The organism is Thalassolituus sp., from assembly GCF_984348125.1.
The window spans coordinates 36,295-48,341 of the sequence record NZ_CFHJLR010000013.1 but is presented as its reverse complement, the minus strand read 5'-3'; the positions used below and the strand labels follow the sequence as shown (position 1 = coordinate 48,341).

Genomic DNA, 12,047 nt, shown 5'->3' with positions numbered 1-12,047 from the left:
CAGAGAAGGTTCATACGAAATTCTCAACCGAGGTATTTCGCATGAAAGCGGAGATGCTCTTCTATAAAACTGGAGATAAAAAAGTAACTGTGGTCATACCCTTCATGACGACGGAGTTTCAGTGCGTAGCCAGATTCTGCAGCGGCTGCTTCCAGCGCTTCAGGCTTCAACTGCTCGACGAGGAAGTTATCCGCAAGCCCCTGATCCACCAGCAAAGGTAATTGCTTATCCGCATGACGAACCAGATAGCTGGCGTCGTGCTTCGCCCAGGTAGCCTTATCAGCGCCAAGGTAATTACCCAGCGCTTTTTCGCCCCAGGGGCAATCCATTGGATTACAGATCGGACTGAAGGCGGAGATACTGGTGTAACGATCCGGATTATTCAACGCCAGTGTAATCGCACCATGACCACCCATTGAATGACCACTGATAGCGCGTTTATCCGTGACCGGAAATTCGGCTTCAATCAGTTCAGGTAATTCTTTAACGACATAATCGTACATCTTGTAATGCTCAGACCATGGCGTTTCGGTCGCATTCACGTAGAAACCTGCGCCCAGTCCAAAATCGTAAGCGCCGTCAGGGTCGTCGGGTACGCCTTCACCGCGAGGTGATGTATCCGGCATCACAATCGCCATACCTAATTCGGCCGCCACGCGCTGTGCACCGGCTTTGTGAGTGAAGTTCTCATCGGTACAGGTGAGGCCAGATAACCAGTAGAGCACAGGTACATTTCTGACTTCAGCCTGCGGTGGCAGATAAATACCGAAGCGCATCTCACAGTTAAGCATCGCAGAGCGGTGCGTAAACTGCAGCTGACGACCGTCAAAACAACGGTTTTCGCTGACTTTTTCCATTACTTAATACCCGGTGTTCAGTAGTGAATTACGGTACGGATACTCTTGCCTTCGTGCATCAGGTGGAAGGCTTCATTAACGTCATCCAGTGGCATGGTATGCGTAATAAAATCACTCAACTTAAATTCGCCAGCGAGATAGCGTTCGACGTAATCCGGCAGCTCAGAACGGCCTTTTACACCACCAAAAGCGGAGCCTTTCCAGACGCGCCCGGTCACCAGCTGGAACGGACGGGTAGAGATTTCCTGACCGGCACCTGCAACACCGATGATCACAGACTCGCCCCAGCCTTTGTGGCAGCACTCAAGCGCAGAGCGCATAACGTCGACATTACCAATACATTCAAACGAGTAGTCGACGCCACCATCGGTCAGTTCAACAATGACTTCCTGAATCGGTTTGTCGTAGTCTTTCGGGTTAATACAATCAGTCGCGCCCAATTGTTTCGCCAGGTCGAATTTGCTTTCATTAATATCGATGGCAATGATGCGTGATGCTTTTGCCATGGTCGCACCGATAACCGCCGACAGACCAATACCACCCAGACCGAAAATAGCGACAGTCGCACCCTCTTCTACTTTGGCAGTATTCATCACGGCGCCCATACCAGTCGTGACACCACAACCGAGGAGGCAGACTTCTTCCAGAGGAGCTTCTGGATTTACTTTGGCCAGTGAGATTTCCGGCAGTACCGTGTACTCAGAGAAGGTTGAGCAACCCATGTAGTGGAAGATCGGCTTGCCGTTCTGGCTGAAGCGGCTGGTACCATCTGGCATCAGACCTTTGCCCTGAGTTTCGCGTACCGCCTGACAAAGATTGGTTTTACCGGATTTACAGAATTTGCACTCGCGGCATTCGGCGGTGTACAGCGGAATCACGTGATCGCCTACTTTCACACTGGTCACGCCTTCGCCGACGGACTCAACGATACCACCGCCTTCGTGGCCCAGAATCGCAGGGAAAATACCTTCAGGGTCATCACCAGACAGAGTAAACGCATCGGTGTGGCAAACGCCAGTCGCGACGATCTTCACACGGACTTCACCTGCTTTGGGCGGTGCAACCTGAACTTCTTCAATAGACAGCGGCTCGCCGGCTTTCCACGCGATGGCAGCACGGCAGGTAATAGTCTCGGACATGGGAGGTCTCCTTATTATTCCGGAATTCGGTGTCTTCACTGCGAACATTGTAGTTCGTTACCAAATAGAGATAATCTAGCAATCTATAAAATCACTATTACATATTGGTAACAATGAACCTTTGGCAAGGCGTGAATGAATTTGTCGCGGTCGCAGAATCGCAGAACTTCACCAAGGCAGCGGCTGGGCTTTCGATCTCAACGGCGCAGGTCAGTCGGCAGGTTCGACTGCTCGAAGAGCGATTGGGCATCAAACTGCTGTACCGGACGACAAGACGCGTACACCTGACCGAAGCCGGACAGCTCTACTATCAATCCTGCCGCCCATTAATAGAGGCATTGCAGGGCGCGGAGCATGCGGTACAGCAGCTTCAGAGTGTACCGCAGGGGTTAATCCGTCTGACGGCCCCAGTGACCTACGGCGAGCGCCAGCTGGCACCGGTGTTGAATGCTTTTCTGGAGCAGTATCCGGACATCCGCCTTCACTGTGAACTGACCAACCAGAAGATGGATCTGATTGCCGACGACTACGATATTGCGATCCGGCTTGGCAAAATTGATACCCCGGACCTGGTCGCGCGACGGCTGGGCAGTCGTCAGCTATTTACCTGTGCGTCGCAGGCCTATCTGGATGATGCTGGCATTCCTGAGACACTCGATGCGCTTCGCGATCACAACTGCCTTGTCGGCACGCTGGATTATTGGAGATTCCGCGATGAACAGGGTGAGCGCATTCTGCGGGTGAATGGACGCCTGAGATGCAACAGTGGTGAAGCCCTGTGCGATGCTGCAATGCGAGGTTTAGGCATTGTTCAGCTGCCGAACCATTACGTGGGTAACGCATTAAAACGAGGTGAGCTGGTTGAGGTACTGACCCCTTTCCGCCCAGAGAAAGAAAGCATCTCGGCGTTATATCCGCCGGGCCGCCAACTGTCACCGAAAGTACGGGTATTACTGACGTATCTGACCGAGCATCTGGGGCAATAACCTCTAACGAAAATAAAAAAGCCCCGGCGTACCAGGGCTCTCTCTTTAGCAACGTATACCGGCTATTAACGGCTGATCAGAGCCAGCTCGGCGTCTTCGTTCAATACCGTCCACCAGATGTTGTCGTCGCTGTCATAACCGAGCAGCGGCTGTTCAGCACAGGCACCGTCACGCGCTGGCGGCGTGTCGACATAGCTTTCCAGCCACATACCGTCGATGATGCAGCTGACATCTGCCAGAGGCTGCCAGTCTTCGCCATTGTGTTGTGCCAGAATCACACTGCCACCTGACACACCCGCTGATGCGGTAAAGGCAACGGCGTAAGGGTCAGAGACGGCGTCAGAGATGTCCCAGGACTCAGTGGCTGTGGCTGGCAGTATCACGTGCAATCAGTGAGCGCTGGTACTGGTGCTCATGGCCCTGAACGTAAATCACATCGTGTTCAGAGAAGAACGCGCGAATTTCGTCTGCGACACTGTATACCCAGTCGTCATCTTTCGTGCCTTCGACAATCTGTTCACGCGTCAGACCGTATTTCGCACCGATCAGGCCATCGTGACTGGCGACAACAATGCGATCGACTTTTCCCGGTTTTCTTCGACCACATTTTCGATCCACTTAATCGCCAGCGGCAGGTTGTAATAAGCGAGACCGATGATCAGAACGTTTTCGCGGATAACGTAGTAGTTCACCCATTCGTAGCCCGGCATGTGCACGGCATCTTCCGGGATAAATTCACGCATGGCGTTAATCCAGCCGGTGGTGTACGAGTAATTGAGTTCGTGGTTACCCATTACTGGCAGAAATTCCATGCCCTGCGTTTTGTAGGGACGCGCGACGCTGGTCCACTCTTCCCATTCAACCGCAGAGCCTTTGTCTGTCAGGTCACCTACGGGTATCACCAGATCCACACCCGCTACCAGCTGATGTTTGAGCACCTCGTCCATCGGGTGCATCGCCACATGGGCCTGCCCGGTTTCATCCGAGCCGCCCTGAGTATCTGGCAGTACGCCTACCGTGAAAGCACCGAAACGCGCTTCTTCGTTGACGCCTTCATTCTGAGGCTCCTCTGTCTGTGGAGCTTCAGCCTGAGGCGCTTCAACGACTGGCGTATCGAGACTGGTATCAGGTGTTTCAGTGTTGCTGCTGTTACTGCTGTTACTGCTGTTACTGCTGTTACTGCTGTTGTTGCTATCGCCACCACAGGCTGTCAGTGCCACAGCGGCAGCCAACAGGCCAAGGTGAGCCATTACTTTAGAATTATTCATGGATTGTCCCCCAAATTTCTGGAGGACTCAGTAAGCCCACAGGCAATGTCGTTTCTGTGACAGGCCGACAGACGCTAAAATCCATACGGGCCAGATTTCCGTTGCCGTACTGCACTTAGGCGCTGATGCAATGTCATCACTGATTCGTCTTTACTGACAACAGGCTGTTGCTGTCATTTAAGCGACACAGTTAAAGCGTACTCGCGCGCGCAGGGCGTATCTCTTACATTTACTAGCCAGCACTATCCCAATTGCGGATTACTCTTTTCAGAAAATATTGAATCCTTTTTACCGCAACGGGTCTCACTGACTGTGGTTGTCCTCTGCTATCGACCTTGTGTTGTCGGCAGCATTTTTTTGAATAGAACCGCATTCCTGCTAGATTAGAGAAAAATTTCCCCGTTCTTAAAAGAGAAGTACATACATGGCATCAGAACGTCTTCATCTTGAGTTGTGCAACCTGACACTGAAGCAGTATCCCGATATTAAAGTACTCATGGATGAAGCTTATCCGGAGCTGGGCGGCTCCTGGCCAAAGCACACGATTAAGCGCCTGATCGAAGAGTTTCCAGAGGGACAGATTGGCGTCATTGATGGCGATACTCTGGTCGGTATCGCCCTGTCCGTACAGGTAGACTACAAACGCTTCTCCAACCCCCACACCTACGAGGATATTGTTGGTGCTAACGACGTTATCCGCAGCAATCCTGATGGTGATGCGCTGTACGGCCTTGATGTCGTTATTAAAAAATCTCACCGTGGCATGCGGATTGGCCGACGCCTCTATGACGCCCGGAAAGAGCTTTGCCGCCAGTACAACTTTCAGGCAATTCTTGCGGGTGGCCGTATCCCGAGTTATCACACCTATCGCAAAGAAATGTCGCCTATGGAGTTTATCCACAAGGTCGACACGAAAGAGATTTACGACCCGATTCTCTCCTTCCAGCTGTCTAATGATTTTCAGGTAAAGCGCCTGCTGAAAAAGTATCTGCCGGAAGACTCTGAGTCTGTTGGCTACGCGACGCTACTGGAATGGAATAATATTCTGTATGAGCCGACCGATACTGTTCTTGAGTTCCGCAAAACGACAGTACGCGTGGGCGCGGTTCAGTGGCAGATGCGTACCGTTCAGTCACTGGAGGAGCTGCTGAAGCAGGTCGAGTACTTTGTCGATACGGTATCGGACTATCAGTGCGACTTTATTGTGTTCCCGGAATTTTTTAACGCACCGCTGATGGGGCTTGGTCCGCAGACATCTCAGACAGAAGCCATCCGTTTTCTCGCCGATTTTACCGATCCGATCCGCGATGCCATGTCGCGCATGGCAGTAGAATACAACGCGAATATTGTTACCGGCTCGATGCCGATCATGGACGACGGAGCGATTTATAACGTCTCGTACCTGTGCCACCGCAGCGGACAGGTGGATGAGCAACGCAAAATTCATATCACGCCGCACGAGAAAAATGACTGGGTCATTAAAGGCGGCGACAAACTACAGGTATTTGAAACTGACGCAGGCCGAGTGGGTATTCAGATCTGCTATGACGTTGAGTTTCCGGAGCTGTCCCGGATCATGTCGGAGCAAGGCCTGGAAATTCTGTTTGTGCCTTTCTGGACAGACACCAAGAATAGCTATCTGCGTGTACGCCACTGCGCCCAGGCCCGAGCCATTGAAAACGAATGCTATGTCGTCATCGCAGGCAGCGTTGGCAACCTTCCAGAAGTGGAGAGCCTCGACGTACAGTATGGTCAGTCCGCGGTACTGACACCGTCGGACTTCCCATTCCCGCATGATGCGACTTTGTCTGAGGCGACAGCAAATACAGAGATGCTGCTGTTTTCGGATCTGGATATGGATAAGTTACGTATTCTGCATAACGAAGGGTCGGTCAGAAACCTGAAAGACCGTCGCAAAGACCTGTACGACGTCCTTATCAAGAAGTAAGACAGAGAGGAAAAGCCGGGATGCTGATGAACAGGCATCCCGGCAATTCTGAGACTACGCTCAGGCAGATTCCGTCGTTTTATTGGTCTCGGCCAGATATGGCTCTAACTTCAGAATGTTCTCACGAAGGCCTTCCGGGATGTCACACGGGCGGCCTTTTTTATAATCAAAAAAGACCATGGTGCTTTCACCTTTAGCGACCAGGCGTGACGTCTCATGGCTCCACACGCCGTATTCCTGAACGATGCGGCCGGAATCCAGTTTCACACTTTTTATACCAACACTAATGGTATCCGGGTACTTAAGCGGTGCCAGGAACTTAGCACTCGTGCTACCAAGAATCGGGCCCATGCCCGTCTTAGCCATATATTCTTCAATTTTGATCGCTTCGACGTATTTAACGCGCGCGCTTTCAAAATAACGGAAGTACACCGTGTTATTCACATGGTGGAAATAATCCATTTCGCCCCACGCTACGGGTATCTCAACAACAATCGGATAATCGTATAAATCCAGCATGATAATCGCCCCATTAATACTTCATTGGTGCTCGCCATCGTGGCCAGCGATAAGAAAAGGTGTCAGTCAGCGCCGACAGAAGTACTAGAGCAACGACTATGCCCGCTGAAAAAGAAAGGGTGAAAATTAATCAAATATACGAAGAAAGTACCAGTCAAAGTTGGCAAGGGAGAACTTTATAAACACGGACTAGTACTTTTTCATTAGTCATAACGGCAAGACTTATCCGGCCACGAACACGTCCTGAGAAACTTGAACCGGCTCCTTGGAAACGGGAATTAAAGAAACGTCAGAAAACAGATAAGCCACACGTCGGTTTTGATTGGTTACTGCCAAATCGTCAGCTTTTCGTCAGGCAATAAAAAACCCGCCGAGGCGGGTCTTAGGAGCATTACGAGCGAACGTCGTAATCAGAGCTCGAAGCTGTGACGAAGAACAATAGTCTCAACGCGGTCCGGGCCGGTAGAGATAATATCGATCGGCGCACCAATCGCTTCTTCTACGAAGCGGATGTAAGCGCGTGCATTCTCTGGCAGATCGTCAATGCTTTTGGCACCGAAGGTCGTTTCAGTCCAACCCGGCAGCTCTTTATAGACCGGAGTCACTTTCTCGAACTGGTCAGCAGACGCTGGTACTTTCAACGCATTGCCATTCTCGTCCTGGTAACCGATACACACTTTGATGGTGTCCAGACCATCCAGAACGTCCAGCTTGGTCAGGCAGATGGTGTTGATAGAGTTAACGCGGATTGCATGCTTAACCAGCATAGCATCGAACCAACCACAACGACGGTCACGGCCGGTGGTCGTGCCTTTCTCTTTACCAACGTCTGCAAGGTGCTTACCGACGTCATCAAACAGTTCCGTCGGGAACGGGCCAGAACCAACACGGGTCGTGTAAGCCTTAGTGATACCCAGAATCTGATCCAGATACAGTGGGCCAACACCGGAACCTGTCGCCACGCCACCGGCAGTGGTGTTAGACGAGGTTACGAACGGGTAAGTACCGTGGTCGATGTCCAGCAGAGTGCCCTGAGCACCTTCAAACATGATGTCGCCACCGTCTTCACGCACGGTGTGCACCAGATCGACAGCATCAACAACGATGTCTTTAATCTGTGCAGCCCAGTCCATACAGGCAGCCAGTGTCTCTTCGTAGCTGACCGGATCCACGCCATAGTAGTTCACGAGTGAGAAGTTATGGTATTCCATGACTTCTTTCAGTTTGTCGGCAAACTCTGGCTGATACATGTCATCAACACGCAGTCCACGACGGGAAACTTTGTCTTCGTACGCCGGGCCAATACCGCGGCCTGTCGTGCCGATTTTCGCGTTACCACGCTTAATTTCACGCGCCTGATCCAGAGCGACATGATATGGCAGAATCAGTGGGCAAGCGTGAGAAATACGCAGACGATCCATCACAGGTACGCCGCGATCTTCCAGTGCGCGGATCTCTTTTAACAGAGCATCTGGCGCCAGAACCACACCATTACCGATCACACAACGAACGCCATCACGCAGGATGCCGGACGGGATCAGGTGCAGTGCAGTTTTCTCACCGTTAATTACCAGGGTATGACCTGCATTGTGGCCACCCTGAAAACGGACGACGGCCGCTGCTTTTTCAGTCAGCAGGTCAACAATTTTACCCTTACCTTCGTCACCCCACTGGGTGCCCAGAACAACAACGCTTTTGCCCATGGCAGAATCTTTCACTCAGTCGTTAAATTTAAAAATTCAGGCGCTGACCAGTGTCCACTGGCCATCGTTTTGCTGCAGTCGCTGAGACGCCCCTGCAACATCACCATTCGCTTCGGTCACTACACGGTATCCTTTGGCCCGTAAGTCCGTGATTGCCTGCCATAACGACGGATCATCCGACGCGGGAGCAGCCACGGTTTCCTTTACTTCAAACTGACGCTGACCGAGAGCCGCCAGTACTTTAAGGTCTGCACTGAAACCGGTTGCCGGACGTGCTCGCCCGAAATCCGCACCGGTTTCATCATAACGACCGCCCTGAGCTACAGCATCACCGTAACCCGGCACATAGGCCGCAAATACCAGACCTGTGTGGTAATCATAACCACGTAATTCTGTCAGATCACAGGTGATTGATACCTGAGGGAAACGCTGCATCAGCGCTTCAATCGCCTGTGTCATATCGCTCAGCTGCTGCGCCCCTACTGGCACCAGTTCAGCTAAACGTGCAAATTTGTCGGTCAGTGCACTGGCACTGCCCTGCATTGAAGCCACCAGGCTGAATGCTTCGGTTAAACGGCTGTCACTCAGCTCACGCTCAACCCACGCCAGTGTGTCCGTCTGACACTTAAGCTTGAGCAGGTCGAACAGTTCGCTCTGCTGCTCATCACTCAGGCCAGCACTGTCGGCTAACGCGCGGAATACACCGACATTACCCAGATCAAGGTGAACACCTTCGATACCCGCTTCAGACAACAGGCTGAGCATCACGCTGATGATTTCGACATCGGCACTGGTGCCGGCTACGCCGTACAGCTCCGCACCAATCTGAGTTGGCGTGCGGCTGGCCAGCAGTGACGCCGGACGCGTGTGAAACACAGTACGGCAGTAACTCAGACGACTGGTGCCTTCCGGAGCCAGGCTGTGTGCATCGATACGAGCAACCTGTGGTGTCGTATCAGCGCTCAATCCCATCAGGCGACCTGACAACTGGTCGGTCACTTTGAAGGTGCGCAGGTCCAGGTCTTTACCGGTGCCAGTCAGCAGTGAATCAAGATACTCCAGCGCCGGCGGGATAACGAAGTCATAACCGCAGTTATCGAGATAATCGAGCAGATGGCGGCGTAACTGTTCGATACGACGCGCCTGTGGCGGTAGGATTTCGTCAATGCCATCAGGCAGCAGCCAACGGTCAGCTCCAGTCATTGTCCAGCCTTCAATTGTTAAACAGGTAAAGCAGGATGAGCCCCAGCGACATGCTGAAGAGCCCGATCATTCTCATGGTGCGGTCATCTGTCTCGGCCATCCGGATCACCAGCTGGCGCCATCGCGCAGGGTAAAGAAAAGGGATAACGCCCTCAATAATCAGCACCAGACTGACGGCCACCGCCAGTGTATGCCAGGCTTCTGCGGACACTTTCTCTACCTTGATGTAAAACAGAATTGCACAAAAAAACCGGGCTACCAGCCCGGTTGCGGGATTCTACCAGAGCTGACCGGGCTTGAACATGCAAACATGTTCAGGCCCGGCTGCCATTAGTTCCCTTTGGAGTCGTTCAGGTAACGGAAGAAGTCGCTCTTAGGATCGAGCAACAGAACATCGTTGCCTTCGAAGGTCTCAGTGTAAGCCTTCAGACTGCGGGTAAATGAGTAGAACTCAGGGTCTTTGTTGAACGCCTGCGCATAGATGCGCGATGCTTCAGCATCGCCCTCACCTCGGATCTGCTCGGCTTCCCGGTAGGCTTCTGCCTCGATCACCGTTTTCTGACGATCTGCGTCTGCCTGAATACCTTCAGCCAGCTCGTTACCTTCAGAGCGGATCTCACGGGATTCACGACCACGTTCTGCCGACATACGCTGATACACGTTATTGCTCAGCTCATCTGGCAGGTCGATCGCTTTAACGCGAACATCCAGTACTTCGATACCCAGCTCGTCCTGCGTCTGCTCGTTGAGCATTGCGGTCAGTTTGGTCATCAGCTGATCACGCTCACCAGAAACAACTTCGTACAGGCTGCGCGCTGCGATTTCGTCACGCAGACCCTTGTTCACCTGGTTTTCCAGAAGAAGCGTTGCACGAGTGCGGTCACCCGATGTCGCCTGGTAGTAATTACGCACGTCTTTGATGCGCCATTTCGCGAACGAATCAACGATGACGTATTTCTTACCTGACGTCAGGAAGCGTGATGGCTGAGTATCCAGCGTCAGTACACGCGCATCGAAACGCTTGATGACATCGGCCAATGGCATTTTAAACCCGATGCCCGGCTGAACATCGTCGTCAATCATCTCACCGAAGCGCAGCTTAATCGCACGCTCGGTTTCTTTGATGATGTAGAAGCTCTGGCTACCAATCAGGACCACCAGCGCGATAACGATCAGCGAAGTAAATGCTTTAGGTGACATTATCGACCCTCCCGACGAATAGTAGATGAACTGCCTGAAGTACGACGCGAGTTAGCCTCACGGATCACTTCATCAGTCAGGCGCTTGATGTCTTCATCACTGAGATCAGACTGACGAGCCACACCCTGAGCCTGCTGGGTCAGTTTATCGAGTGGCAGGTACATCATGTTGTTACCGCCTTCGACGTCCACCAGAACTTTACTGCTCTTGTTGTACACCTGAGTCACGGCATCAATGTAGAGACGTTCACGGGTAACCGCGGGTGCCTTGTTGTACTCGCTTAACAGCTTGGTAAAGCGATCGGCTTCACCTTCTGCACGCGCCACAACACGCTCACGGTAGGCGCGGGCTTCTTCGAGCTGACGCTGAGCGCGACCACGGGCTTCCGGTACCACCGAGTTCGCGTAGGCTTCTGCGTCATTGATGGTGCGTTCTTTATCCTGCTTAGCACGCTGAACATCATCAAACGCTTCTTTCACCGCCGCTGGCGGGGTTGCGTCTTTGATGTTCACGTTCTGCAGAGTGATACCTGTATTGTACTCATCCATGTAGAACTGCAGACGCTGTTTAACCGCTTCTGCCAGAACCACACGACCTGTCGTCAGGATAGGGTCCATCTCGGTAGAACCCACCTCATGACGCAGCGCACTTTCGGCGGCATCACGCAGAGTCAGCTCAGGGTCTTCAACACGCAGCGCATAAGACACAGGATCGGTGACCCGGTACTGAACGTTCAGTTTTACGTCGACGATGTTTTCGTCTTCGGTCAGCATGCTTTCACGGATTTCAGTTTCACGAACACGGGTCGCGTTGACGATGATTACGTCTTCAATCACTGGCAGTTTCCAGTTCAGACCTTCACCTTCGATGCGATCGAACTTACCAGTACGTAATACGACGCCGCGTTCCTGAGTGTCGAGGATGTATACAGAATTCATCGCCAGCAGAATTGCCGCAATGACTGCGGCAACAACAAGAAAGCCTGTGATGCTGCCATCACCGCCGTTGTTGTTATTTCCGCCGCTTTTCTTGCCGCCGAATAAACCGTTCAGTTTATCAGTCAGCTTGCGGATCACTTCGTCCAGATCGGGTGGCTGATTACCACCACCGCCGTTGCCCCTGTTATTGTTACCCCAAGGGTCTTTGGGCTTGTTGCCATTACCGCCAGGCTCATTCCAGGCCATAGATCACTCCAGTCAGTGTGGCTGTTTTGTCATAAATGAA

The 12,047-nt window shown here is 52.3% G+C and carries 13 protein-coding genes; 2 read left to right on the top strand and 11 right to left on the bottom strand.

Annotated features, from left to right (window positions below; genetic code table 11):
• Window positions 1-23: 23 nt before the first annotated feature.
• Together fghA and AC5E51_RS10555 are read right to left on the bottom strand one after the other, a co-directional pair.
• Window positions 24-857: an S-formylglutathione hydrolase gene (fghA, locus tag AC5E51_RS10560; RefSeq protein WP_491778552.1), complete on the bottom strand. Its 834-nt coding sequence runs from the start codon at window positions 855-857 to the stop codon at window positions 24-26.
• Between the two features lie 17 nt (window positions 858-874).
• Window positions 875-1,996, bottom strand: a complete 1,122-nt coding sequence (locus AC5E51_RS10555; protein WP_297533868.1) for an S-(hydroxymethyl)glutathione dehydrogenase/class III alcohol dehydrogenase — start codon at window positions 1,994-1,996, stop codon at window positions 875-877.
• Between the two features lie 113 nt (window positions 1,997-2,109).
• Between AC5E51_RS10555 and AC5E51_RS10550 the strand changes: the two genes are divergently transcribed.
• Window positions 2,110-2,982 carry a LysR substrate-binding domain-containing protein gene (locus AC5E51_RS10550; RefSeq protein WP_491778551.1) on the top strand — a complete coding sequence of 291 codons (873 nt, stop codon included), beginning with the start codon at window positions 2,110-2,112 and terminating at the stop codon, window positions 2,980-2,982.
• Between the two features lie 65 nt (window positions 2,983-3,047).
• On the opposite strand, the gene AC5E51_RS10545 is transcribed toward AC5E51_RS10550, so the two are convergent.
• Genes AC5E51_RS10545 through AC5E51_RS10535 form a run of 3 tightly spaced genes read right to left on the bottom strand, consistent with a single transcriptional unit; the run spans window position 3,048 to window position 4,250 of the window.
• Entirely contained in the window at window positions 3,048-3,365 is a 318-nt protein-coding gene (locus tag AC5E51_RS10545; protein WP_491778550.1) for a hypothetical protein, read from the bottom strand.
• Window positions 3,340-3,600, bottom strand: coding sequence for a hypothetical protein (locus AC5E51_RS10540; protein WP_301388925.1), 261 nt, complete (start codon window positions 3,598-3,600; stop codon window positions 3,340-3,342). The genes AC5E51_RS10545 and AC5E51_RS10540 overlap by 26 nt, the downstream gene beginning before the upstream one ends.
• Complete coding sequence (locus AC5E51_RS10535) at window positions 3,528-4,250, bottom strand: metallophosphoesterase family protein (protein WP_491778549.1); 723 nt, start codon at window positions 4,248-4,250, stop codon at window positions 3,528-3,530. The genes AC5E51_RS10540 and AC5E51_RS10535 overlap by 73 nt, the downstream gene beginning before the upstream one ends.
• Window positions 4,251-4,674: 424 nt before the next feature.
• Between AC5E51_RS10535 and AC5E51_RS10530 the strand changes: the two genes are divergently transcribed.
• Window positions 4,675-6,198 (top strand): carbon-nitrogen hydrolase family protein, encoded by a 1,524-nt coding sequence (locus AC5E51_RS10530; RefSeq protein WP_068439052.1) that lies wholly within the window; start codon window positions 4,675-4,677, stop codon window positions 6,196-6,198.
• A gap of 60 nt (window positions 6,199-6,258) precedes the next feature.
• Here AC5E51_RS10530 and AC5E51_RS10525 read toward each other — a convergent pair whose 3' ends face one another.
• The 6 genes from AC5E51_RS10525 to hflK form a co-directional block, all read right to left on the bottom strand.
• A complete protein-coding gene (locus AC5E51_RS10525) occupies window positions 6,259-6,717 on the bottom strand; it encodes an acyl-CoA thioesterase (RefSeq protein WP_297533871.1) in 459 nt (152 codons plus the stop codon).
• Window positions 6,718-7,127: 410 nt separating this feature from the next.
• Window positions 7,128-8,420, bottom strand: coding sequence for an adenylosuccinate synthase (locus AC5E51_RS10520; RefSeq protein ID WP_068437373.1), 1,293 nt, complete (start codon window positions 8,418-8,420; stop codon window positions 7,128-7,130).
• Between the two features lie 36 nt (window positions 8,421-8,456).
• A complete protein-coding gene (locus AC5E51_RS10515; RefSeq protein WP_068437370.1) occupies window positions 8,457-9,623 on the bottom strand; it encodes an ATP phosphoribosyltransferase regulatory subunit in 1,167 nt (388 codons plus the stop codon).
• A 10-nt stretch (window positions 9,624-9,633) separates the two neighbouring features.
• On the bottom strand, window positions 9,634-9,834 hold the full coding sequence (locus AC5E51_RS10510; RefSeq protein ID WP_068437367.1) for a DUF2065 domain-containing protein: 201 nt from the start codon (window positions 9,832-9,834) through the stop codon (window positions 9,634-9,636).
• A 119-nt stretch (window positions 9,835-9,953) separates the two neighbouring features.
• Window positions 9,954-10,823: a protease modulator HflC gene (gene hflC, locus AC5E51_RS10505; RefSeq protein WP_068437364.1), complete on the bottom strand. Its 870-nt coding sequence runs from the start codon at window positions 10,821-10,823 to the stop codon at window positions 9,954-9,956.
• Window positions 10,823-12,007: an FtsH protease activity modulator HflK gene (hflK, locus tag AC5E51_RS10500; protein ID WP_491226430.1), complete on the bottom strand. Its 1,185-nt coding sequence runs from the start codon at window positions 12,005-12,007 to the stop codon at window positions 10,823-10,825. Before hflK ends, hflC begins: the two co-directional genes overlap by 1 nt.
• Between the last annotated feature and the right edge of the window lie 40 nt (window positions 12,008-12,047).